28 protein-coding genes are annotated in these 23,079 nt (G+C 62.8%); 11 read left to right on the forward strand and 17 right to left on the reverse strand.

Annotated features, from left to right (window positions below):
- The 3 genes from MFF13_RS24620 to MFF13_RS26650 form a co-directional block, all read right to left on the reverse strand.
- Positions 1-364: hypothetical protein (locus tag MFF13_RS24620; RefSeq protein ID WP_238273207.1), on the reverse strand; the 364-nt coding region annotated here is incomplete at its 3' end.
- 11 nt (positions 365-375) lie between these two features.
- Positions 376-633, reverse strand: coding sequence for a hypothetical protein (locus tag MFF13_RS24625; RefSeq protein ID WP_238273208.1), 258 nt, complete (start codon positions 631-633; stop codon positions 376-378).
- Positions 634-744: 111 nt separating this feature from the next.
- Positions 745-1,020 carry a hypothetical protein gene (locus MFF13_RS26650; protein ID WP_444543559.1) on the reverse strand — a complete coding sequence of 92 codons (276 nt, stop codon included), beginning with the start codon at positions 1,018-1,020 and terminating at the stop codon, positions 745-747.
- Positions 1,021-1,182: 162 nt separating this feature from the next.
- Between MFF13_RS26650 and MFF13_RS24635 the strand changes: the two genes are divergently transcribed.
- The 4 genes from MFF13_RS24635 (at position 1,183) to MFF13_RS24650 (ending at position 3,044) form a co-directional block, all read left to right on the forward strand.
- The gene (locus MFF13_RS24635) at positions 1,183-1,473 is read left to right on the forward strand and encodes a hypothetical protein (RefSeq protein ID WP_238273210.1); all 291 of its coding nucleotides are present in this window, start codon (positions 1,183-1,185) and stop codon (positions 1,471-1,473) included.
- Positions 1,466-1,990, forward strand: a complete 525-nt coding sequence (locus MFF13_RS24640) for a hypothetical protein (protein ID WP_238273211.1) — start codon at positions 1,466-1,468, stop codon at positions 1,988-1,990. The genes MFF13_RS24635 and MFF13_RS24640 overlap by 8 nt, the downstream gene beginning before the upstream one ends.
- Before the next feature lie 219 nt (positions 1,991-2,209).
- Complete coding sequence (locus MFF13_RS24645; RefSeq protein ID WP_238273212.1) at positions 2,210-2,677, forward strand: hypothetical protein; 468 nt, start codon at positions 2,210-2,212, stop codon at positions 2,675-2,677.
- A gap of 43 nt (positions 2,678-2,720) precedes the next feature.
- Positions 2,721-3,044 carry a hypothetical protein gene (locus MFF13_RS24650; RefSeq protein ID WP_238273213.1) on the forward strand — a complete coding sequence of 108 codons (324 nt, stop codon included), beginning with the start codon at positions 2,721-2,723 and terminating at the stop codon, positions 3,042-3,044.
- On the opposite strand, the gene MFF13_RS24655 is transcribed toward MFF13_RS24650, so the two are convergent.
- From MFF13_RS24655 to MFF13_RS24715, 13 genes are all read right to left on the reverse strand, one after another.
- The gene (locus MFF13_RS24655; RefSeq protein ID WP_238273214.1) at positions 3,041-5,014 is read right to left on the reverse strand and encodes a phage tail tape measure protein; all 1,974 of its coding nucleotides are present in this window, start codon (positions 5,012-5,014) and stop codon (positions 3,041-3,043) included. The two genes, MFF13_RS24650 and MFF13_RS24655, sit on opposite strands and share 4 nt — an antisense overlap.
- 2 nt (positions 5,015-5,016) lie before the next feature.
- Positions 5,017-5,541: a hypothetical protein gene (locus MFF13_RS24660; protein WP_238273215.1), complete on the reverse strand. Its 525-nt coding sequence runs from the start codon at positions 5,539-5,541 to the stop codon at positions 5,017-5,019.
- Complete coding sequence (locus tag MFF13_RS24665; protein ID WP_238273216.1) at positions 5,541-5,870, reverse strand: hypothetical protein; 330 nt, start codon at positions 5,868-5,870, stop codon at positions 5,541-5,543. Before MFF13_RS24665 ends, MFF13_RS24660 begins: the two co-directional genes overlap by 1 nt.
- Position 5,871: 1 nt before the next feature.
- Positions 5,872-6,096 (reverse strand): hypothetical protein, encoded by a 225-nt coding sequence (locus MFF13_RS24670; protein WP_238273217.1) that lies wholly within the window; start codon positions 6,094-6,096, stop codon positions 5,872-5,874.
- Between the two features lies 1 nt (position 6,097).
- Positions 6,098-7,060 (reverse strand): hypothetical protein, encoded by a 963-nt coding sequence (locus tag MFF13_RS24675; protein WP_238273218.1) that lies wholly within the window; start codon positions 7,058-7,060, stop codon positions 6,098-6,100.
- A gap of 159 nt (positions 7,061-7,219) precedes the next feature.
- Positions 7,220-7,912, reverse strand: a complete 693-nt coding sequence (locus tag MFF13_RS24680; RefSeq protein ID WP_238273219.1) for a hypothetical protein — start codon at positions 7,910-7,912, stop codon at positions 7,220-7,222.
- 1 nt (position 7,913) lies between these two features.
- A complete protein-coding gene (locus tag MFF13_RS24685) occupies positions 7,914-8,237 on the reverse strand; it encodes a hypothetical protein (RefSeq protein ID WP_238273220.1) in 324 nt (107 codons plus the stop codon).
- Positions 8,238-8,289: 52 nt separating this feature from the next.
- Positions 8,290-9,771, reverse strand: coding sequence for a terminase large subunit domain-containing protein (locus tag MFF13_RS24690; protein WP_238273221.1), 1,482 nt, complete (start codon positions 9,769-9,771; stop codon positions 8,290-8,292).
- Positions 9,772-11,402: 1,631 nt separating this feature from the next.
- Complete coding sequence (locus MFF13_RS24695; RefSeq protein ID WP_238273222.1) at positions 11,403-12,668, reverse strand: AAA family ATPase; 1,266 nt, start codon at positions 12,666-12,668, stop codon at positions 11,403-11,405.
- Positions 12,658-12,909 carry a hypothetical protein gene (locus MFF13_RS24700; protein WP_238273223.1) on the reverse strand — a complete coding sequence of 84 codons (252 nt, stop codon included), beginning with the start codon at positions 12,907-12,909 and terminating at the stop codon, positions 12,658-12,660. Before MFF13_RS24700 ends, MFF13_RS24695 begins: the two co-directional genes overlap by 11 nt.
- A gap of 200 nt (positions 12,910-13,109) precedes the next feature.
- The gene (locus MFF13_RS24705; RefSeq protein ID WP_238273224.1) at positions 13,110-13,337 is read right to left on the reverse strand and encodes a helix-turn-helix transcriptional regulator; all 228 of its coding nucleotides are present in this window, start codon (positions 13,335-13,337) and stop codon (positions 13,110-13,112) included.
- A gap of 116 nt (positions 13,338-13,453) precedes the next feature.
- The gene (locus MFF13_RS24710) at positions 13,454-14,068 is read right to left on the reverse strand and encodes a hypothetical protein (RefSeq protein WP_238273225.1); all 615 of its coding nucleotides are present in this window, start codon (positions 14,066-14,068) and stop codon (positions 13,454-13,456) included.
- Entirely contained in the window at positions 14,065-15,249 is a 1,185-nt protein-coding gene (locus MFF13_RS24715) for a tyrosine-type recombinase/integrase (RefSeq protein ID WP_238273233.1), read from the reverse strand. Before MFF13_RS24715 ends, MFF13_RS24710 begins: the two co-directional genes overlap by 4 nt.
- A 287-nt stretch (positions 15,250-15,536) precedes the next feature.
- Between MFF13_RS24715 and MFF13_RS24720 the strand changes: the two genes are divergently transcribed.
- The 6 genes from MFF13_RS24720 (at position 15,537) to MFF13_RS24745 (ending at position 19,840) form a co-directional block, all read left to right on the forward strand.
- Positions 15,537-16,739, forward strand: coding sequence for a tyrosine-type recombinase/integrase (locus MFF13_RS24720; RefSeq protein ID WP_283205837.1), 1,203 nt, complete (start codon positions 15,537-15,539; stop codon positions 16,737-16,739).
- A 13-nt stretch (positions 16,740-16,752) separates the two neighbouring features.
- Positions 16,753-17,337 (forward strand): hypothetical protein, encoded by a 585-nt coding sequence (locus MFF13_RS24725; protein ID WP_238273226.1) that lies wholly within the window; start codon positions 16,753-16,755, stop codon positions 17,335-17,337.
- Positions 17,338-17,416: 79 nt separating this feature from the next.
- A complete protein-coding gene (locus tag MFF13_RS24730) occupies positions 17,417-17,644 on the forward strand; it encodes a helix-turn-helix domain-containing protein (RefSeq protein ID WP_238273227.1) in 228 nt (75 codons plus the stop codon).
- Positions 17,645-17,842: 198 nt separating this feature from the next.
- Positions 17,843-18,337 (forward strand): RuvC family protein, encoded by a 495-nt coding sequence (locus MFF13_RS24735; RefSeq protein ID WP_238273228.1) that lies wholly within the window; start codon positions 17,843-17,845, stop codon positions 18,335-18,337.
- The gene (locus MFF13_RS24740; protein WP_238273229.1) at positions 18,334-18,585 is read left to right on the forward strand and encodes a hypothetical protein; all 252 of its coding nucleotides are present in this window, start codon (positions 18,334-18,336) and stop codon (positions 18,583-18,585) included. The genes MFF13_RS24735 and MFF13_RS24740 overlap by 4 nt, the downstream gene beginning before the upstream one ends.
- Positions 18,575-19,840 carry an AAA family ATPase gene (locus MFF13_RS24745; protein ID WP_238273230.1) on the forward strand — a complete coding sequence of 422 codons (1,266 nt, stop codon included), beginning with the start codon at positions 18,575-18,577 and terminating at the stop codon, positions 19,838-19,840. The genes MFF13_RS24740 and MFF13_RS24745 overlap by 11 nt, the downstream gene beginning before the upstream one ends.
- Before the next feature lie 101 nt (positions 19,841-19,941).
- On the opposite strand, the gene MFF13_RS24750 is transcribed toward MFF13_RS24745, so the two are convergent.
- The gene (locus tag MFF13_RS24750) at positions 19,942-20,313 is read right to left on the reverse strand and encodes a hypothetical protein (RefSeq protein ID WP_238273231.1); all 372 of its coding nucleotides are present in this window, start codon (positions 20,311-20,313) and stop codon (positions 19,942-19,944) included.
- 1,244 nt (positions 20,314-21,557) lie between these two features.
- Here MFF13_RS24750 and MFF13_RS24755 point away from each other — a divergent pair.
- Positions 21,558-23,021 carry a terminase large subunit domain-containing protein gene (locus MFF13_RS24755; RefSeq protein ID WP_238273232.1) on the forward strand — a complete coding sequence of 488 codons (1,464 nt, stop codon included), beginning with the start codon at positions 21,558-21,560 and terminating at the stop codon, positions 23,019-23,021.
- Positions 23,022-23,079 lie beyond the last annotated feature (58 nt).

Consider the following 23,079-nt stretch of genomic DNA (forward strand, 5'->3'; position numbering starts at 1 on the left):
CCTGCGTCGGGTCGAACACGACCGGGTCGACCTTGCCCTTGAGGTAAAACACGGCAAGGCCGGCGCCGGTCGGCATCTCGGGCTCTACAACGAGGCTGGCACCAGGCGCTGCGTGCAATCCGAGGCCATCACCCTGGATCATCAGGGCGTAAGCGTCGTCGGAAGCGTTGGCCGGCGCGGGAATGGTGCCGAGCGAGGCAGGCACCTGCTCCGTAGCCGATGTCGGCCTCTCCGGTTCGGGTGCCGGCGAAGCGGTGGCTTTCCTCTTCGTGAACCGGCCCGCGGTGTCGCGAAGCCGGGCAGCGCGGTCGCGAAAAGCGGCTGTCGCATTCGGCTTCCGCGCGGCGGTGTTCGGTTTCGACATAGCGACCTCCATCACGCGATCGGCAGGAAGCCGTAGGCGAGCACGCCCCCGGCGATGATGAGGAAGGCGGAGACAAGCTCGCCAGCGAGGTCGAGGAAGCGCGGCGAGCGCACGTGAGCGGTATCGGGCCGGATCGGCGCGATGGCCTCCCATGCCTCGACGGTGCCTGGGACGGCCTCGTCGTGTTCGATGGTGGGCTGCGGGCGGGCATAGATGGTTGCTGTGAACCGACGGCTGGCCGGCTTCAAGGCGAGCGGGGGCATTGCCATAACCGGGGACTCCGGGGCTGAAGGGATCAGGGCATGTCTGGAAAGGCCGGCGCAGAGCGCCGAAACCAGTTGTTGTTCCGAAATCGGAACGAGGTTATGATTATGCCTGCCTCAGACAGCCGTCAACCGAAATCGTAACAGGGTTATGAAATGCAGGCTGTCCAGTGCAAGATGGCTCGAACGGCGCTCGGCCTGGGCGTCCGTGACCTTGCTGCTGCTGCTGGCGTGTCCGCTGATACCGTCGCCCGTTTTGAGCGCGGAGACGCCCTGAAAGAGCGTACTGTTGCAGCCCTCCAGGCGGCCCTTGAGGCCGCTGGCGTCATCTTCATTCAGGAAAATGGCGAGGGGCTTGGGGTACGGCTTAGGAAGGCTTAGAGGCACGAACACCCCGCGCTCGGCAAGGCGGCAGGGGCTGTCGTGCGCTGGTGGCTGGTCAACCGCGGCGCTAGGAACCTGCCCATTGCATCGACGTTCACGGCTCGTGTACCCATCTGTGAGATATCCCCGTAGGCACCACTCTTTCGCTCGTGCGGGATAGGAAATGAGGGAATGGGCCTTTTCGTCGTGATTGTCAGCACGGCTTCGCCTGCTGCGGACAGAGCGGTCGGAACCGCTTATCCGGAGAAGAGCTTCCGTGTGAACGACACGTCATGGGTGATCTCCACTCACGGCGAGACCTCCCGGCAGGTCTCCACTCGTCTCGGCTTCAATGGCGAGGGCGGCAACGGCGAGGGGCCAACGGGAGCTGGTGTGGTCTTTGCAGTCGACGCGTACTGGGGTCGCTTCAATCGAAATTTGTGGGAGTGGATGCGCGTAGTCACCGAGGAGTCGGATGGCTGACCAGTTTGACGATCCGGGTGCGTTAACGTCGCCGGCGGGGAAAGAGGCGACCTCCGATCCACGGCATGAAATCGCGCGTCGAGAGATGCAGCAGCTGATCGCCTCCACCCTAAGTGAAATTCAAGTTGAGCAGGGGCGTCATGCTGAAAGATTTGACGGCTTTACTAAGTCATTAAACAAACTTGCTGATAAGATTGATGCCCTTACAACCGGCTCAGCACTAAATTCGCGATCCTTAGCAGATTTGGGCACATCGGTCAGCGATGCAAGAAAAGATGTAACCGGGCTTAATTTGCTTGTAGCTGCAAATAAAACGACGCTTGATAGGCTTGAACCTCGTATAGAAGCTCATCACGGGCTGTATAATAAGTTATCTGGAGCTTTTTGGGGTATCTCTCTGTTGATCTTAGCGTGCGGAGGGCTTCTATATTGGACAAATTCGGCTCGCTTAGATAAACTAATGAGACTTCTTGATAGTCCAACTATTGATAGACTTATCAAGAAAGATGGCAAGTAGCTAATATATGCTTCGCCGAGCCAAGCATCACGCCGCGTGCGTTAGAGTCGTGCCCGGCGAGCGCCAACCGCCGCTCATTTTGCTTCCCGTCTGTATGCCTCGACAAGTCTGCTGCGGTAGGTATCCTGCTAAAATGTGCGCTGCTTTCGCCGCGGCCAAGCGGCCGGGGTTGCGTCGTTGCGCGTAAGATAGAGTCACGCTGCCTAGAGAGACGTCCGAATGTCGAACACTCCCGGTCAACCTTCTCTTGCGGACCTCGCGAAAGCGCAGATCGAGCGAAAAAGGGCTGTTCAAGAACGAGTGGATGAGGCGGCGAGGCAAGACAGAGAAATCAAAGAACGTCGAGGCAATACCTGGGCCACTATAGTTCATGAAGCTCGGCGCTGCTGTGCAGATGTTTCCGATGAGCTTACCGGTCTCGGAATGTCTGTCAGCTATGAAGCGATCACCGCACCAGCTAACAGCATGACGTTCGGTGAAATGAAGGTTGCTGTCAGGCAATCATTGAATGAGCCACCTAAAGAAGAACTTCGTATTGTGTGTTCGATATCTGGACATGTCGCGCTTCATAGTCAGAACTCAGGAATTTATGCTGGCGATAGCCCAAGCCTATACCTTGATAGATATAAGGACGGCGACATTGATCGAGAAATTCGAACCTACATTGCTGGTGTATTCGAGAAGTAAGCGCACATTTCGACAACCGCACTCGGCGGGCTATCATGCCGGGATGCGCTACGCTCTCGCCGCGCTCGCCTTCGTCGGTTCCGTCACGGTCGCGAGCGCGACGATGGAGCCTTTGAAGGACGGACCCGCGCAGGTGTCTGGCGAGACGTGTCGAACCTGGGCCGGGCAGCAATCCGACGACGCAATCTATCAGTGGGGCATGATGGAAAGCGGCGGCTCGTCCAGGGATCTCGCCGTAGCTCGGTTGACCGTGACCTGCCTTGGCGACCCGAAGCCGGCGATTGTCGGCTTCGGGTCTAGCGCGGGGTTCGATCGCGCCTATTGCCAACGGCATCCGAGAACGGTCGTCTGCGCGCGCCTCCGCTAGCGAAGCGCGGTCTGAACGTTGCGGATGTTCATATCGCCAGCTGCCGAGACACCCCGCGCCACGGCCGACGCCGTTGCGGCCGGATCGTTCGCCCCCTGGACGTTCACCGTGACCGGAGCATTGTTGTTCAGCGTGCGGGACATGTCGGTGCTGTTCGACGTGGACCCCATCGGCTGCGATCCGAGATAGGCATTTAGGTCGAAGCCGCCCGGCGACATGCGAGAGGAACCAGGGCGGAAAGCCGGTGCGCTCGCCGTCGGCACATCTCGAGGCGTCGTATAGGGCTTATAGGGGCCGTTCGGCGTCTCGGGCTCGTAGGCGAACCGATTGCCTCCGACGACGCGCCCGTCAGCGGCGTGCTTCCGCCCCCACGGCCCGGCATACCAAGCCGCGCGGTAGGCGTTCGAGCCATTCGTGTTGTCTGGCATACCGCCCGACGCGATGGCCTTGATCCGGCTACGAATGAACTCGCTTTCTTTGGCACCAGCCGCCCGATTGCCGGCATACTGACCTCGCGCAAGCGCCACCTCCATCAGGTTGCCGCTCGGCCCCCATCCCTCGCTGCCGACGCGGTTGAGCATGTTGTTCACTACCGCGTCCACGCTCTCGCTGTTGTTCGCGATGGCTTCACCCGCGATCTTGTTGACGACACGCTGGTCTAGGTCGGCATCGCCGAGAGAGTAGACCGGGCGGTATCGGCCCGGTGCGCCCGGCGCCCGCGCCTGTGTCGAGCCCGTGTCGCTTCCGCTGACGCCGACCGCGCGCTTGACCGCATTCCAGCCGCGCCGCATCAGGCCCGGCTTCTCCGCCCCCGTGTCGTTGGCCGCCGCACCGACGATGCCACCGCCGGACCCACCTCCTGCGGCCTGCGCCGATCCACCGAATAACTGTCCGGCGATGCCGCCACCGAACATGAAGTCGAAATACTTCTTGATCGGCCCGCTGTTGAAAATGTTGCCGAGCTTGTAGAGGGCTTCAAGCAGCGCCGACACGATCGTGACGACCCGCTCGACGCCCGTGTAGAGCTTCGACCAGAAGTCCGCGAAGCCGTCCCAGGTGTCCTTCTTGGACAGCCACTTGCCGACCGCCTCTAGCGCATCACCGATCTTGCGAAGGATCGCCTCAACCCGCTCCGGGTTCGCCGCTATCCAATCCCGGAATGCGTTGACGACCCTTTCGATGACGGGGGCGAGCACCTGCGTGAGCTTATCGCCCAACACTTCCGTGACCGCATGCAACGACCCGAAAGCACGCGAGATGCGGGCTGCCGCAGCAGCCGTCTCGTTGCCGTCCACGCCCATCGTCTTCTGAAGGGCTTTGTACGCGCCCTGGAAGTTTTGGATTTCCTTCCGGTAGCGCGTGAAGTGCTCGTAATCCTCTTCCGTTATCCCAAACTGCTGCGCGATCTGGGCCGCAGTGAAATACGGGTTCTTGGCCTTCGCAGCATCAAGAGCGTTGCCGAGGACTTCGCTGGAGTCGCCCTTCGTGCTGACACCAAGGCTTCGGATCAGCCCGTCAACGCCGGGGTTAGTTCGACGAGCCTTCGAAAAGCTCTCCAGCATTCCCATTGCGCGGGAAGCCGAACTGCCGGTCTGCTCAAAGGCGTGTCCGAGCGCCTTGATGTTGTTGACCGAAGCGCCCGTCCGGCCGGCGACATAGTAGTAGCGGTCGAACTCGCCGAGCGACGACCTGAGGTGCCCAGCGATAGCGGCGAGCGCGGCACCAGCCGCAAGCGCGAAAGCCGCCACACCTGCGCCGGCCACACGAGCCGCAGTTGCCATGCTTTCAGCGCGCTGCGCTAGCTCAACAGCCCGCTTCCCGCCGGCTGCATGCGCTTCCTTCTCGGTCTTCTCTAAACCGGCGAGTTGCTTCTCTGTTCGAGCCAGCGCCTCTTGCTGGCGCTTGGCGCCGACCTCATCGACCTTGAAGCCGACAGACACAAGGAATTCTCGGAGTACGTTGTTAGCCATGCCTAGTCTTCCTTCGGTCTGACAATGTAGGTAATGGCTTCCCGAAGTTTCCCCGTGTCCACGAGAGGGGTCATCGGCCCAGGCGAGCGCCTGTTCTTCTTTCGATGTAGTCGATCGTAGACAGTGCGTGCGGAGAGCGGCGGGGCGATGCCGTCCGTGATGACGCCGCGGACGCTATTCTGAGCGAGGATGCCGACGCGCTGTAGGGCCTTCTGACCCTCCGCTTTGCCGGTCGTCCGGTTGCCGCTGGCAACGGTTGCCTCGACGGCGCGGGCGCCACCCTTCGCTAGCTTGTCGGCAATCTTGTCTTGGATGCGCTCGATGCCAGGGAACAGAAAGGGTCTCGCCGGGATGTTGGCTTCCGGGGCGCCGAATTCATGGATGTAGCCGAGCGCCGCGTTCGTCAGACCACTGTCGGCATGTGTGCCAGCCTCGGCCGGGATGCCGACCACGACTTCCATCGAGGCGAGGTCGCGTAGCGTGCGCTCAAGTTCGTAGGTCAGATCCTTCCCGCGCTTGACCGGCATCAAGCGGCCCCTCTCGGCGGATCGGGAGCAAGCGATGCCAGGTGCTCGGATGCGTAGGCCAGCGCCCGCTGCGCAGCCTCGCTGTAGCCGTCGATCGCATCCATCAGCACGGCCATGGTCGTGCCGGGCTGGGGCGTGAGCGACACCACACAACACGGCGGCACGCCCTCGGCCTTTAGGAGCACCTTGTAGGGGCCTGTCAGCCTGTGAGCGGGCTGGGATGCCACGACGACACGGACGCCGCCCACGGTCCAACGTGTGCCAAGCTCGACAAAGTCGGGAGACGCATGCGGCGCCTGTCTGCGGGGGAGCGGGATCACGTCGCCCATCCTAGTGCCCCATCATCGCGTGCATCTCGCGGACGGCGGCGCGGATATGGACAAGGCACCGGTCGTCCAGGCCGCCGTAGAGGGCGAAGCCGAGTACCGCCGCGGACGCGATCCGCAGAGCCACCTCGTCGTCTACCTCGATGCCTTCGCCGGCGAGTTGAACGGACACCGCGCGGCGGGCTGTGGCCATCTCGGCACCATTCACAAGATCGTCGGGGCCGCCCATGTCACTGCGCTCCCAACTGATCCACGTCCGAAGGAAGCATGAGATCGCCAAGTGCCTGAGGCCGGTCCTTCAAGGTGCAAGTCAGTGTCGTAAAGTAGGCCTGCCCGCGCGTGTCGCCTTCATGCTCAACACGCCAGACTTTGTACGTTCCGTCTCCACCAATCGCGAGGCGTCCGCTTCCGATATAGTCCTCATTCGTTGCACCTGCGCCCGTTGATGGGCTCAGCGCTGCCTGCTGGATGCTGGCGTTGTTTAGCTTGATCTGGCTGCCGGGATAGATGTCGTAGTTTAGCAGCACCCGGACGATGATGCCTTCGATCGTCTGCTCGGGCAGGCCGACCATGCCGGTGTCGGCATTGATGACGTGAGTGTTGCCGGGCAACGTGCTGTCCTGTTTGAGGACGTTCACCCGGTCGCCCTGTATCCACCACGAGGCGCCGACGGCTTGGCACGTCTCGCGGAACAGATCATGCGCCATGCTGTGCGCGACGTAGTTCCGCGGGAACTTCCGGGTCGGCAACTGGTCCACGAAACCGGCTTTGAGACCGAGCTTTTTGAACGCTTCCATCCCGAGATCGACGCGGTCCTTGTAGGTGTGGCCTGAAGCCAGAGCCTTGTTCACCACCGCGTAGTTCCGGCCGTTCTCGCCAGAGGTCGCAACTGCGTGAGCGTAGGTGTCGGCGACGCTCTCGCGTCCCGTTCGAAGCTGTAAGAGCTCGCCCTGGAAAATGAGGCCGGCGCCACCGTCGCGATATCCCGCGCGCAGTGTCACCTTGCCCTTTTCCTTCCGCATCGCGGCAATGGTCGAGGGGGCGGGGTTCGTGATGATGATGTTGGCATGATGAGGCGTGCTGCTTAGGCCCTGTCTCGTCCCGAACACGATGCGCAATCCAGTGTCGCCATCGGACGCGATCTCGACATCGTTGATCGTGGCGATCACCTGCCGAATGTATTGCTGGCCCATGGATCAATCCCAGATCTGAGTTGCCGGCCCCGAACGAGGGGGGCGTCCGGAGCCGGCGTTCCGGTCATTTGAGGCACGCCATCCGGTAGGCGCGACACGGCAATGGAGGGCGCCGTGCTAGTCGCGTTGCTGATTGCCCGGCCCTGTGCGGGGTCAGACTCACGCGGCGTTCGGGAGCGGTGCATCGGGATCGAACGTCAGGCTGTGAATAGCCGCCTTCCACTCGGCATAGGCTGGTGTCGGGAGGGCGATGCCAGAGTCGGGCGAGAGGATCGGCTGCCGGATGCGATTGGCTTCGTCCATCAGCTTCCGGCGCGGATCGTCGGCCGACATGAAGCCGGGGCTGCGCTCGGTAATGAGGTCAATCGCCTGGGCGTACTCAGCAAGCTCCTGCCGCAACGGCATCGAGGCCGCCACAAGTGCAGGAAGGGCCTCCCAGAGCACCGCCGTCCGGCATTCGCGCAGATGGGCCTGTGCGGCTGCGACCTTGGCTTCCTCGTCGCTCAAAGCACCGCTGAGGTCATCACGCGCCGCACGGTAGGCAGCAAGCCGCCGTTCGGCTTCGGCCTTGCGTTCCTCAGCCTGCACCAGCCGCGTGTTGCTCGGCGTATCGTCACCCCGCATGACGGACGCCATGACCTCGTCGCGCTGCGTCGCCCGGGCGTCGCGGATCTCAGTCTCGGCGGTCTCTACGTCGAGGAAGGCCATGGTGATGAGGTCGCTCGCCCGATCGCTTGCCCCCCGGACCTTGGCAAGGCTGGCTTCCTGTGCGGACACATCCGCGATGGCTTCAGCGAGCGCGGCACGCGACGGATCGCGCGACGACACAACGTTCAGTGCGGGACGGCCCATCTCAGTAGCCGATCACGCGCGAGGGCTTGCCGCAGACAAACGACATGCTGGGCTCGCTCATACGATCCATGTGCGGGAACTGCGCGGCGGTCGCCGCCCGATCTACGGCGAGCGGTGTCCGCATGCGCGCAGGCGCGGTCACCTGGTCCCCGCCAAGCCGGCCCATGTCCGGGAACTCCGCCTCAAGGCGTGAGCGATCCGATGCGAGAGGTTGGCCCGTGCCGCGGATCACGAGAGGGCATCCGCTCCGACCAGCCATGGCGCGGCCACGCATGATCGGACTGTGCTCGGCGCTGTCGTAGGCCAACATGTTCTTGGTGTTCATGGTCGTCTCCGTTCGTTCAATGGGTCCAGGGGATGAGGTTGGCGGCCGGCGCTCACATGATCCGGCCGAACTGATGCCCGAGCCTCGGTCGCGCCTTCCCGAAGGCGGCAGCCTGCTCAGCCGTCACGACGAGCGGCTGTGATTGGCTCTCGACGTGCACCACCGCCCCGGCGACAGCATTCGCCACGTCGTCGTGGGCGCCCTTGTGTGGCGGGTGATCGATGATGTCTCGGCCGGTGCCGCGCGTTGTTCGGCGCTCCAGCGCGACAAGCTGCCTTTCGAGTTTCGGCACGTTGAGCAGGCGCACACGCTGACTGTTCAGCACCGGCAGGAAGTCGCGGTAGATGTCGGTCTTGCTTCGCTCAGAGGCCACGTAGGTGACGCCCTGCAGCCGGAACCGCTCGGCCACCCACGCGCCGGCATAGCGGTCGCCCGTCACCTTCCGAAGGCCATAGGATTTGAGCAGCGTGCAAAACCGCTCGACGACCGCGTCGGGGTTCGCGCCAGGCTGTTCCTCGCGGACCGCATCGAGGATCGTGATGTCCCCGTCGGCGTGCGCAATCGCCATCGTCATGCTGTCGGCACCGCCGCCCGACGGGTCCACAAAGGCGGTGTAGCGAGTCGAAGGCGCGGGACCGCGCTCCAACAGGCTCCCGTCCTTCATGCAGGCCTGCACCGCCTCCAAAGTGACGAAGGCTTCGACATCCTTGCGGAACTCGGCACCCCACTCGGCTGCAGCCGCAACCGGATCGTCGGCGTAGGCCTGCTGGATCTCCTCGGCGAGGGTCGTGCTCTTGTGCATCGCCAGCGACGGCGCCTGCAGCACCAGAATGCGCGGGGTGCCGTCTGGGCCGAAATGGCGGCGATAGGTGTCGTACAGGACGCCCTTGCGTGCGTAGGGCGACGACAGAACGAACAGCGGGGCGCCCAGGGTCGCAAGGCCAGGGCGGAGAGCCCGAAGCACCTCTGCATCCGGGTTGGCGCTGCCCTCGATCTGCCAGAACGCGATCTCGTCGCAGATGGCAGCGACGGGCGTCGGGCCACGCACCGTCTTCCAGCTTGCCGTCATCACCTGGATGTCGATTGCGTTCGTGAGCCGGATCGTGTCGGCCGTCGGCGCGCCGTCGAGCAGTTCGGCGAACATCGGAACTTCGGTGAAGATGCCGAGCAGGTAGCGGAACGCCTCGCCGGCCGTGTCCTTGGCCGCGGCCATCACCGGGATGCGGCCGCGCTGCCCCGGCGCCAGGTCGCCCTCATAGTCGACGAGGCCGGCGAAGTAGGCTGCGGCCACCGCGAACGCGCGCGTCTTGCCGCCCCGTCGCCCGACCACGCCCCAGACCTCACGGCAGGGCTTCTCAGGCTCGCGCACGCGGCCGGTGAGGGCCGTGAAGACCACCCGCTCGTCGTCCGTCAGGGGCTCGCCTTGGGATGCGATGAGGACGACACGCCATGCGGCCCAGGTCTCGCCGGGGAGGATCGTCCCGAAGATCTCGGGATCTTCCAAGGCGTGCCGCATCGTGGACAGCCGCCTCATGACGCGGTCCGCGATGCAAGGTGGTCGCGAAGGGTCTTCCGCTCGGGAGCCCTAGGCGGGCCCATGCGGCGGCTCTGACGGTCCATGCGGTCGCCCAGCTGCCCCATGGCCTCGGGATCAACCGGGCGCCCTGCAGCAAGCTCCGCGTGCATGATGGCGAGCTGGACGGCCAAGCCGGCGTAGGCGCGGCAGGCCTCCCGCTGAGCAACCGACATGAAGCCAGCGCCACCACGCTCAGCTTCAAGGTCGTCGACCAGATCCTTGAAGCGCCGGGCGGACGCGGAACTGCCGTGGACAGCCGTTAGGAACGGGCGAGCCCCGTTGGTGAAGGCGGAACGCTGGTTTGCGGATCGAGCCATTTAGCGGCGACCTAACCGGCGAACTATTAGAGCTGCAACGTTGTCGACGGGCATGATTGCTCGGCCTCAGATCAGTCAACCAAGTATACACGAGGATTTATGGTTGTCTAATCTGCGGTTATTACTGTCCGCCGTTGTCCGCCTGTGTTTGCTTGCGTCCGTTGCTACCGACTGATCGTGTGGGGAGTGCGGGGTTCGTGCGCCGGGTTTGCGGCTTCATCCGCCTCCAGGCAGCCGGCGAATTGGCCGGCACGCTCGCCAGAAACCTCCACAAACATCGGTAGGAACGTGGGTAGGCCGAAGCGACGGCGTTTCAGAGCGTTCAGATTACTAAAGAAAGTTCGTCGTGGAGGCGGAAGATATATCCGCCATGCGCCATAGCGCGCCGCGAAGTCTGGCCAGAGATTTTTATGGGGAGGCGGGCCGCGCGTCCCGCCGTTCCTAACCCCCAATGCGAATAGTCGGGCTCACACCGAGCCAGAGTAGCGCCTAGCGGATGCCCCCATCCACGCAGCTCTGCCTATCGCCCTACACGCCGCCAATATAGCCTTTGCTATACCCAGGCCCACCCCCAGCGGTTTGATCCGAGCCTCCACCTCGCAAAGTGGAGTGGCGGCAGGTGGAGGAAGTGGAGGCAACCGGCCCTCCACCACCACCCTATATAGGGGTGGAGGGGTGGTGGTGGCGGTAGCTGGCAAGGTGGAGGTGGAGGCTGCTCAAAATTTTCCTTTAGACTTCTCCCTCCCCACTCAATCAAAGCCGCTGGAGCAAGCCAGGTACTAAGTAAGGATGGGTCAATGGCTAAAATCATAATACCTCCCGACGCAACTATCGAAAGCATACTGCCAAGTATCAGAGAGCCAATTGAATACGTCAGATCTGTATTCCACAACTTCCACGAGACAAGGCGCGACCATCCCAATTGCGTATTAGCAATTGGAGTAACAGGAGAAGGAAAATATCCCAACTACAAATTCTACATCCCATGGGAAGCCACTCATCTTGAGGGCCATCGTGTGGTTATGCCATTTGGCGACGGCATCGAGGCATATAATGGTACTACCCACAAAGTACTTGTGGGCGGCAAATATCGCGCTATGTTTAGTACTTGGAGCACAAAATCCACTAGCTACGAAAAAGTTAGAGATTTGCTCGGAGTAATTCGGGGACGTAAACTTAAATTATAATTCTGGCGAACAATTTTAGTTCAATAGCGTCGCGGATTGTGCCTGCAGGGGTGATTTTGTACCGCTTAAAGAGGACAAGCTTCACTCAATCGCCCACGTGGCTCGCCGCATTCCCGACCTCCACGAATGGTCGGGGCTTGTGCTTTTCATCCATGCCAGTGACGACGACGAACATGCCGGTGCCGATCCAGGCACGCAGCAACCCCTTCACCTTCTCCCGGTCTCGCTTGTCGTCGGGGTTCAGCCGCAAGGCATGAGCGATCGGCCGCCCGACCCACTCGCGAGCCTGGACATTCTCGTGCCACGGGCCGCCGGCTCGTACCGCCATCTGCGCCGCCTGAAGGTCCGCCAGCGTCACGCTTTCGAACGGATCAGGCTTCTCCCACGCCGTGACGACGCCTACGCTGTCGCCGTAGTCGAGCATGCCGGGCGGACCATTGCCGAGCGGCACCGATGCCAGCTTGAACCACTTCGACCCGTCGGACGCCGGCGGCGCGAGGTTCGCCTTGCCACCGTCCACCCGGAAGTGAAGCCGCGGCTGCTCCACGCCCAGGCGCTCGCCCTCTTCCCGCGACATAGGGTTGAGCACCCGCGCCGCTCGGGCCTTCGATAGGAGCGCGCTGGCGCCGCGGCTGTCCTCGACTGTCACTTCATTGCCGCCGGTCTTTCGGGCGTGGTGCACAAGCTCGACAGCGCAACCGCAGTGGTCGGCGATCTCAGCCCAGACGGTGGCGACGGCGTTGATGGCGCCGTTGTCGTTCTCGCTCACGGCATGGCTCGACACAAACGGATCGATGATCAGGACGTCGATCATGTTGCTGAGGATCGTCGCCCGGATCTGCTCGATCACCGGATGCGCGATCATCAAACCCGCTCGATTTTGCTCGGCGACGACGACGCGGGTGTCGCGACCTGAGTTGACGAACAGACGACCGGCGAGGTCGCTGTCGTCCAACTCATAGTGCAGCGCCGTCGCCATCACTCGGCGTTGCAACTCGTCCATCGGGTCTTCGAGGTTGATGTACCAGACCTTGAACCGGCCGTGCGGCTGGCTCCCGATCAAGTCGCGGCCTGTAACCATGCTCAGCGCCTCGGCGATCACCAGCGACGACTTGCCGATGCCGCCGGGGCTCACGGTCGCCGAGATGAACTTGCGGATGAGGTGCCGACCGAGAAGCCATTCGCGCACCGGGATAGCCGACGGCTCGATCCATTCGAACCGCGTCGCCTTGATCGTGGGTCGCGCCGGTGGGTCATCCTCAGCACGGCCTCGCAGCGGCGGCCACGCGCGCTCCGGGCCAAGCGCGCGCAGCGCCTCGCCAAGATCATCGGAGAAGGGTTCATGCCTCATGCGGCTGCCCCTTCTGGCGCAACGTTCCGTTCGCCTCCTTCAGCATGGTCATCACGCTGATGGCTTGGCGCATCGCGGCGGTGGCCTTCCGGGTGGAAAGCTCCAGCCCCACGTCGTCACCGACGGCGCCATAGTCCACGCCCATCGAGGCATAGAACGCCGCCATGTGCAGGCATTCGCCGACGAACTGGCGTAGCGCGCCGGGCGTGCCGTGGGCGATGTGGTCGGGTGCGTCGCTCATCGGCTCGCCTCCCGCGGGCCGAGCCCGCTTAGCTCTGCGACGAGCGCCGCAACCTCAGGAGAGATGCCAAATCGACGAGAAAGCCGTTGGACGATCGGTTGGTTGGTGCTATTTTCGAAAGCGTCGATCTGGCAGACGACAGCTTTCGAGGGACGTGCAGGCCTGGCAGCCTCGCGTCCCTCAACTGTTTTCAGCATGCGCTACGCCGCCTCCATCATCAGAGACGCGACGTAGGCGCGGACGCTGTCGTCCGTGACCCGGCTGGCAGTGCCGATCTTGACCACCCTCAGCTTGCCCTCGCCGATCAGGCGGTAGAGTGTGGTGTGGCCGATCCCGAGAATGTCCTGAACATCCTTGGGACGATGCAAAAGCTTTCCCGTTGACGCGCGCAGGTCTACCTGCGGCGCCTGCATCTGTTGCAGAGCCATGACTGAAATTCCTCAGCGCGCCGCTAGTGTTCCAGCGGCTGTCCAACGTTCTGGGGACTGATTACTTGGCTGTCGAGCAGTGCTTCGGAAGCGACTTCAAGGGCTTCGGAAAGACTTCAAGACTTTTCCGAACTTATCCCCAGAGCGGCCTCATTGATCCAGTTTTGGACCGTCCGCAGGGTCACTTCAGGCTTGCCGGCCAGGGTCCGCTCAGCGTTCACGGCATCGCGGATTGCATCGGCTGCTTTGTATGGAAACCGCAGGTCGGCGCCAGCCGCCACAGCATGCCGCTTAACCATCTCAATGCGGCCGATCTTATCTTTGCTGAGTTGGCGCTCCCGTCCGCCTCTCGCGATCCTGGCTTGCGCTTTGAGTGTTTCTTGGACTGCGCTGTCGGTCAGGCGGACATATTTCGATGTCATGAACACGCCGGATAAAACGGTCATGATCGAAGCAACAGTGCACTCCTGAAAAAACGATGGGTTAGTCTCGTCGATTATTTTGGACAGGAGCTTGAGAAGGTCGCTCTTGTCATCGTGCAAAATCCTGACGCCATGTTCTAGCTCCCATCGATCAGCTTCGCTCAAGGATGAGTTTTGTAGCGCCTTGCTTCCGGCATCCTCAATGCTGTCGATAAGGTTGGTCAGTTGCTGTTTATAGGCGTCGTAAAAACTACCGTTCGCCTGCTCGATGCTGGGAGCCCAATCGTCCGTCTGCTCGTCGTCTGTCATCGGGTCCCTCGGCTGAATTCCGCCCAGGCGTCCATCAACTCGCGTCGCTTGGCGAACAAGTCGCCGCGCCGGTAGGCCGCCTCGACCTTGTTGTCGATGACATGTGCCAGCGCCATCTCGACTACCTCCGACGGGAACGCGGTGGTCTCTGCGGCCCAGTCGCGGAAGCTCGACCGGAAGCCATGGGTCGTGATGTCCCCTCTGCCCAGGCGCCGGAGCAGCATCAACATCGCCATGTCGGAAAGGGGTTTGCCGCTCCGGCTGCCAGGAAACACGAACGTCTCGTCGAGGCCCCGCACCTCGGCCAGGATTGCCAAGGCCGGCTGAGACAGCGGCACCCGGTGCTCGATCTCGCCCTTCATCCGCACGCTTGGCACGGTCCAGATCCCGGCCTGCATATCGATTTCTGTCCAAAGGGCGCCCACCGCTTCGCCGGATCGGGCAGCGGTAAGGATCGTGAAAGCCAACAGCCTGGCGGCGATGCCACCTCGTTCGTCGACCTCCACCATGAACTTCGGGATCTCGGCGAAGGGGAGGGCAGGGTGATGCTCGACCTTCTTAACCCTGGACCGCTTCGGCAGCAGGTTGGCAAGGTGGCCCTTCCACCGCGCCGGGTTCTCTCCCTCCCGGTAGGTGTTGGTCTTCGCCCAGTCGAGGATAGCCTCGATCCGCCCACGCACCCGTGCTGCAGTCTCTGGCTTCGTCGTCCAGATCGGATCAAGGACCCGCATCACCAGTGTGGTGTCCACCGCCTGGACAGGAAGGTCCCCGATGATTGGGTAGGCGTAGGCCTCCAGGGTGGCTGACCACTGCGCGACATGCTTGCCGTTCCGCCAGCCGGGCTTGTGAGCCTCAATGTAGGCTTCGGCACAGGTGCGGAAGGTGACGGTCCGTGCCGCTTCCACGGCAGCTTTCTGAAGCCGCTCGCGCCGCACTTCGATCGGGTCGACGCCCTCGTAGGTGAGCTTCCGGCACGCCAGGGCCTTGTCACGCGCCTCGGCCAGAGAGAAGGTGCTGACAGGACCGAGGCCCATCTCCCTCGCCTTGCCTTGGAGGGTATACCGGAAAATCCAACTCTTCCCGCCCTTGCCGGTGACTTGGAGCCACAACCCGCCGCCGTCCCCGTACATGCCGGGGGTCTTTAGCTTCGCGACCCCAAGTGCTGTCAGTTTGCCCTGCATTCGCTCACCCACGGCGCTACCCACATCGTAGGCCCGAATTTGGGAGAATGCCAGCGGATCGTGGCGGAAGCCGTCTCGGAGAAACTGCTGCGAAATCAAACCGGTAGTGGACGGCAGCGAACGGCTAAGGAAAGGGGTTTGTCGGACCCCCTCTCCGCCACGGCCCCATTCGCAGCTATTCGCTGCCATCCACTAAACCATACAAATCGCTGCAGTTTTTGAAACCTGCCGTTCGCGGCGGGTCGCTGGCGTTTGCGCAAATTCACGCTTACGATGTTAGTAGAAGTGTGGGTAGCTATGACGTGCAAGGTAAGCTGACAGCACTTGGCGTAGCGCGCCTGAAGACCCCCGGCATGTACGGGGACGGCGGCGGCTTGTGGCTTCAGGTCTCAGGCAAGGGGGCCAAAAGCTGGATCTTCCGGTTCACCCTCGACGGCAAGGCCCGCGCCATGGGGCTGGGCTCAGCCAACACCTTTTCCCTCGTCGAGGCTCGCGACCGGGCGCGGGAGTGTCGGAAGCTGACAGCCGAGCGTCTGGACCCAATCGAAGCTCGGGCCGGTCGGCGACAGGAGGCTGCAATCGAGGCAGCCCGTGCCACCACTTTCCGCACGTGCGCCGCCGGCTACATCGAGGCGCACCGTGCCGGATGGCGCAACATCAAGCACGCCGCGCAGTGGACGGCGACGCTCGAAGCTTATGCTTATCCGGCCTTTGGCGATCTGCCGGTGCAGGCCGTCGATACCGGCCTAGTGATGCAAGCCCTCGAACCCATCTGGTCGGCGAAGCCCGAAACGGCGACGCGGGTGCGCGGTCGGATCGAGTCGGTTTTGGATTGGGCGACGACGCGCGGCTACCGGCGCGGTGAGAACCCGGCCCGGTGGAAGGGCCACCTGCAGAACCTTCTCCCGAAGCGATCGAAGGTACAGCGGGTCGAGCACCACGCCGCGCTACCCTTTGCGGATCTGCCAGCCTTCATGGCCGACCTTGCCAGGCGAGACGCAGTCGCGGCCCGCGCGCTGGCGTTCGCAATCTTGACCGCTGCGCGAACTGGAGAGGTCCTTGGCGCGCGTTGGTCAGAAATCGATCTGCAGGCCCGTACATGGACCGTGCCGGGCGAGCGGATGAAGGGCGGGCGGGAGCACCGCGTGCCGCTCTCTGACCCAGCGGTGGTGCTTCTGGAACGGATGCAGACGATCGGCGCCGCCGGCTTCGTGTTCCCCGGTGCCCGACGAGGCAAGCCGATGAGTGGCATGGGCATGCTGATGCTGCTGCGTCGCATGGGCCGAACCGAAATCACTGCGCACGGCTTCCGATCAACGTTCCGGGACTGGGCTAGCGAGACGACGCACTTTCCATCCGAGGTCGTGGAAATGGCGCTGGCGCACGCAATCGAGAGCAAGGTCGAGGCGGCTTATCGGCGGGGCGACTTGTTCGCGAAGCGACGCGAGCTGATGGATGCCTGGGCCACGTACAATGAGACGTTGGTTTAGGAGTGCTCAAGCCATGGATTATGGTTACGACTTGGCCGCACTAATCAATAGTGGCCTTAAAGACGAACGAGAAGCGCGTAGGCATATTCTAAAGCGAGTGAAATCCATTGCAAAAACCATAGAGCGATCGAGCAAAATCGATAATCCTACAAAGCTTCAATTATCGTTCAGCCTTAAAGACTCGCGACGCATTATCGATCAGTTGACCCATATCATCGATATTTCGCCTGAGCAGAACATCCCGAAATGGGTTCTAAAATTCCGGCTTATGAGATTGGTAGACGCAATGCTCGAAGTCGGAAGCCACAACGGAGCAGGCTACGCTAGTGTTATAAGCTCTGCGAATGCTAATATGAAAAAATCTGAGGCGGCTATAGATAAGAATATTGTATTGAAGAGACATATTGTCAGTGAAGCAATTCATCTTGGTGTTACCTTGCGAAATTCAGAGCAAGTAGCAAAAGATCTTGAGGACGGTGTTCGCAGGCGCGCTAACAAGTCAAAGAAGGACCGCGGCTACGGGCGGAGGACGATCCAAAGGCAAATTGCTGAAATACTCGCTGAACAAAGTGCCATCTCGGGGAATGGCATCCCCTAGCCATTGAGCCCCTAAGTACGGGGCGCCAATATCCGTCCGTATTCGCTGGCAACACGGCGAACATCGAAGGACAGCAGCCATGAACACCGAGAGGTTTCAGGCGCCGCAGGGAGATCTGCGCGCGTCGCCGGAGAAGCTTGCCTACACAGTGCCCGAGGCGCTGTACGCGACCGGTCTGGGTCGAACCACGCTCTATGCGCTGATCGCCGAGCGGAAGCTGCGGACGATCAAGGTGGGTGCTCGCACCCTGATCCCGGCTGACAGCCTACGCGGCTATCTCGCGTCGCTTGAGATGGAGGCGGCGTAGCATGCTGAAAACAGTTGAGGGACGCGGCGCCTGCAAGCGCACACGTCCCTCGGAAGCTGTCTCTCGCCAGATCGACAGGTCCGAAATTAGCACCGCACCACGAATTGTCCAACGGCTTTCGCGTCGGCTCGGCTGCGGCGTCGAGGTTGCGGCCGTCGTCGCCGAACTTGCGCGCCTCGGGCCGCGGGAGGTGACTCGATGACTGCCGCCCCCGAGATCTGTATCGCAGCGATCGACCCCGGCTTGACCGGCGCGATCTGCTTTTTCTTCCCGGCACTGTCGGACCGCGTGTCCGTCGAGGACATGCCGGTGGTCAACGGCGAGGTGGATGTCTCCATCTTGGCCCGACGTATCCGCCAACTCGCCCCGACCTTCATCGTCGTTGAGCAGGTGGGTCCGATGCCACGAGACGGGTGCCGGCAAGCGTTCGGGCTTGGCACGGCCTACGCGGCCGCCAAGGCGACGGTCACGCTTTGCACGGTGCCGTTGCACCTCGTCACGCCGCAGGTCTGGAAACGGCATCACCGCCTGATCGGTGCAGACGATCCGAAGGAAGCCGGGCGCGCACTCGCGCTCCGGCTGTTCCCCGCCTCGGCCGAGCACTTCGCCCGGAAGAAGGATCACAATCGATCCGACGCCGCGCTGATCGCCGCCTACGCCGCCGCAGCCATCACCAGCGGGAGAGCCGAATGACGGAACACCCCGATCATATCGCTTACGGCACTCCCGGCGCGCTGCGCCAGTTCGTCGGCGAATGCCTGCACATGGCGGCGTTCTACGCCTCAATGGGCGTCGACTACGGCGCCGTTGGCGACGACGTGGGCCTCGAGCTTTCTACCCGGAAGGCGACGGCTGCCATGCGGCAGGCCATCAGCGTCATGACGATGCTGAAGGAGGCCAACGGAACGTTGCGCCAGAAGGGGAAGCCGCATGAGGCATGAACCCTTCACCGACGACCTTGCCGAAGCACTGCACGCCCTTGGCCCCGAGCGCGAATGGCCTCCGCTGCGTGGCCGTGCCGAGGATAATACCCCCGCCCGACCCGCGATCAAAGCGGCGCGGTTCGAATGGATCGAGCCGTCGGCGATCCCAGTGCGCGAATGGCTTCTCGGCCGGCACCTCATCCGCAAGTTCATCTCGGCGACCGTGAGTCCCGGCGGCATCGGTAAGTCGTCGCTGGTGATTGCCGAGGCACTTAGCATGGTCACCGGCCGCGACTTGATCGGGAGCCAGCCGCACGGCCGGTTCAAGGTCTGGTACATCAACCTCGAAGACCCGATGGACGAGCTGCAGCGTCGTGTGATGGCAACGGCGCTGCATTATGAGTTGGACGACAGCGACCTCGCTGGCCGTCTGTTCGTCAACTCGGGTCGCGACACCCGCGTCGTCGTCGCCGAGCAGAACCGTGCCGGTCTGATGATCGCGCACCCGGTGATCGAGCAGATCCGGGCGACGATCCTCGCCAACATGATCGACGTTCTGATCATCGATCCGTTCGTGTCGAGCCATGCCGTGAGCGAGAACGACAACGGCGCCATCAACGCCGTGGCGACTGTCTGGGCCGAGATCGCCGACCATTGCGGTTGCGCCGTCGAACTCGTGCACCACGCCCGAAAGACCGGCGGCAATGAAGTGACAGTCGAGGACAGCCGCGGCGCCAGCGCGCTCCTATCGAAGGCCAGGGCAGCGCGCGTGCTCAATCCTATGTCGCGGGAAGAGGGTGAGCGGTTGGGCGTGGAGCAGCCGCGCCTTCACTTTCGGGTGGACGGCGGCAAGGCCAACCTCGCGCCCCCGGCGTCCGACGGGTCGAAGTGGTTCAAGCTGGCATCCGTGCCGCTCGGCAATGGGCCGCCCGGCCTACTTGACTACGGCGACAGCGTGGGCGTCGTCACCGCCTGGGAGAAGCCCGATCCGTTCGAGAGCGTCACGCTAGCAGACCTTCAAGCGGCGCAAGCGGCGGTACGAGCCGGCGGCCCGTGGCGCGAGAACGTCCAGGCCCGCGATTGGGTCGGCATGCCGATCGCTCATGCCTTGCGGCTGAACCCTGACGATAGGAAGGACCGGGAGAAGGTGAAGGGGCTGCTGCGTGCCTGGATCGGCACCGGCATGTTCGTCGTCGTCACCGGCATGGATGAGAAGCACAAGCCGCGACCGTTCGTCGAGGTTGGGAGGGCCGCGAGCCATGAGGGCGATTGACTACAAATCTCTCCCCCGAAGGCGATAGGTGCCGGCGACAATATGATGATGGTAGCGATAGCATCGGCGGGGCGCTTATGCCCCTGGGTGCGGTCAGCGTACTAAGCTCTTCTTCCGTGTTTTGAAGGTAGCTGTGCGCGCAGTTGGCCAACTTCTTCAATCGTCATGAACTCGGTGCTCCAATGACCGTTCATTTCTGACGACGTCGCAACTTCAAGAGGCTCGTGGTTGTCGTAGAAGGCTCCGAAAATCTGGCTGTTGTCATCAGGAGTGCCGTGCTGCGCTCCGTGTACGATCCGATAATACGGTGAGATCCCCCGGCCGGTCACACCTATACGAACGGCTGCACTAGCGTGTACTCGCTGACCCGCATGCAATTTGGTCAGCACGCCGCAAATGTACGCTTCAGGTTTTTTCAGAGTGCCCTGAACCGATGCAATCGTTGCATCAACGGGGAGCTTAACGCGCGCCATCCGGCCCTCCTGCTTGTCGACGAGCATATGTCAGACAATGGGATCGCGCGAGCGGTCAGAACTGAACCGTAAGGCTTGCCCTTTGCGGGACCCGCAGCGGCCGCCTCCACCTCCACCTTGTCAGCTACCGCCACCACCACCCCTCCACCCCTATATAGGGTGGTGGTGGAGGGCCGGTTGCCTCCACTTCCTCCACCTGCCGCCACTCCACCTTGAGGGGTGGAGACTCAGATCAAATCGCTAGGGGGGTGCCAAGGTATAGCAATGGCTATATTGCCGGCGTGTAGGGCGATAGGCAGAGCGGCGTGGTTGGGGGCGCCCGATAGGCGCCACTCTGACTCGGTGTGAGACTGGCGATTTGAATAGAGGCTAGGCACGACGGGACGCGCAGGCCGTCCCGGCAGAAAAATTTCTGGCTGGGCTGTGTGCCGCCGAAGGTGGGGGACGCGTCCCTCACCTCGTAAGGTGCGGAATAATCCGCACCTCCCTCTGCACATGGCGGATATCCCTTCCGCCTTCGCGGCGGACTTTCCTTAGCAATTCGAACGCTCTGGAATGCAGGCGCTTTGAGCTACCCACGCTCCTACCGACATGCACGGGCATTTCTGGCGCGCGTGCCCGCCAACTGCGCGGCTGCCTGGAAGTGGATGAAGCCGCAAACCCGGTGCACGAACCCCGCATTCCCCACGCGAGCAGTCGGTAGAAACGGACGCGAGCAAACAAAGGCGGACGGTAGCGGACAGTAATAATTGAAGATTAGACAACCACAAATCCTCATGTATACTTGCTTGACCGATCTGAGGCCAAGCAATCATGCCCGCTGACAACGTTGCCGCTCTAATTGTTCGCCAGTTGGGTCGCCGCTAAATGGCTCGATCCGCAAACCAGCGTTCCGCCTTCACCAACGGCGCCCGCCCCTTCCTGACGGCTGTCCACGGCAGTTCAGCGCCCGCCCGGCGCTTTAAGGATCTAGTCGACGAACTTGAGGCCGAGCGCGGTGGTGCCGGCTCGATGTCGGTTGCCCAGCGCGAAGCCTGCCGGGCCTACGCCGGCTTGGCCGTTCAGCTTGCCATCATGCACGCGGAGCTTGCCGCTGGGCGCCCGGTCGATCCCGAGGCCATGGGGCAGCTAGGCGACCGCATGGACCGTCAAAGCCGCCGTATGGGGCCGCCCAGGGCTCCCGAGCGGAAGACCCTACGCGACCACCTCGCATCGCGGTCCGCGTCATGAGGCGGCTGTCCACGATGCGGAACGCCTTGGAAGATCCTGAGATCTTCGGGACTATCCTCCCCGGCGAGACCTGGGCCGCCTGGCGCGTCGTCCTCATCGCATCTCAGGGCGAGCCCCTGACGGACGACGAGCGGGTGGTCTTCACGGCCCTCACTGGCCGCGAGCGCGAGCCCGACAAGCCCTGTCGTGAAGTCTGGGGCGTGGTCGGTCGGCGAGGCGGCAAGACGCGCGCGTTCGCGGTGGCCGCAGCCTACTTCGCCGGCCTCGTGGACTATGAGGGCGACCTGGCGCCGGGGCAGCGCGGTCGCATTCCGGTGATGGCCGCAGCCAAGGACACGGCCGGCGAGGCGTTCCGCTACCTGCTCGGCATCTTTACTGAAGTTCCGATGTTCGCCGAACTGCTCGATGGCGCGCCGACGGCCGACACGATCCGGCTGACGAACGCCATCGACATCCAGGTGATGACCGCAAGCTGGAAGACGGTGCGTGGCCCGACGCCCGTCGCCGCCATCTGCGACGAGATCGCGTTCTGGCAGATCGAGGGCAGCGCCAACCCGGATGCGGAGGTGCTTCGGGCTCTCCGCCCCGGTCTTGCGACCCTGGGCGCTCCGCTGTTCGTGCTGTCGTCGCCCTACGCTCGCAAGGGCGTCCTCTACGACACCTATCGCCGACACTTCGGATCGGATGGCAGTCCGCGCATTCTCGTGCTGCAGGCGCCTTCGCTGGCGATGCACAAGAGCACGACGCTCGCCGAGGAGATCCAGCAGGCCTACGCCGACGATCCAGTCGCCGCGGCGGCCGAGTGGGGCGCCGAGTTCCGCAAGGACGTCGAAGCGTTCGTCACCTTGGAGGCAGTGCAGGCCTGCATGAAGGACGGGAGCCTGTTGGAGCGCGGTCCCGCGCCTTCGACTCGCTACACCGCCTTCGTCGATCCGTCGGGCGGTGGTGCCGACAGCATGACGATGGCGATTGCGCACGCCGACGGGGACATCACGATCCTCGACGCCGTCCGGGAGGAGCAGCCTGGCGCAAACCCCGACGCGGTGGTCGAGCGGTTTTGCACGCTGCTCAAATCATATGGCCTTCGGAAGGTGACGGGCGACCGCTATGCTGGCGCGTGGGTGGCCGAGCGGTTCCGGTTGCAGGGCATCACCTACGTGGCTTCCGAACGCAGCAAGACCGACATCTACCGCGACTTCCTGCCGGTGCTGAACAGTCAGCGCGTGCGCCTGCTCAACGTGCCGAAACTCGAGAAGCAGCTCGTAGCGCTAGAGCGCCGAACAACGCGCGGCACCGGCAGAGACATCATCGACCACCCTCCACACAAGGGCGCGCACGACGACGTGGCGAATGCTGTCGCCGGGGCGGTGGTGCACGTCGAGAGCCAATCACAGCCGCTTGTCGTCACCGCCGAGCAGGCAGCCGCCTTCGGCAAAGCCCGACCAAGGTTCGGGCATCAGTTCGGCCGGATCATGTGAGCGCCGGCCGCCAACCTCATCCCCTGCACCCTTTGAACGTAAGCGCTGTTTTCAGGCC

The organism is Methylobacterium cerastii, assembly GCF_022179125.1.
Lineage (GTDB): Bacteria > Pseudomonadota > Alphaproteobacteria > Rhizobiales > Beijerinckiaceae > Methylobacterium > Methylobacterium cerastii.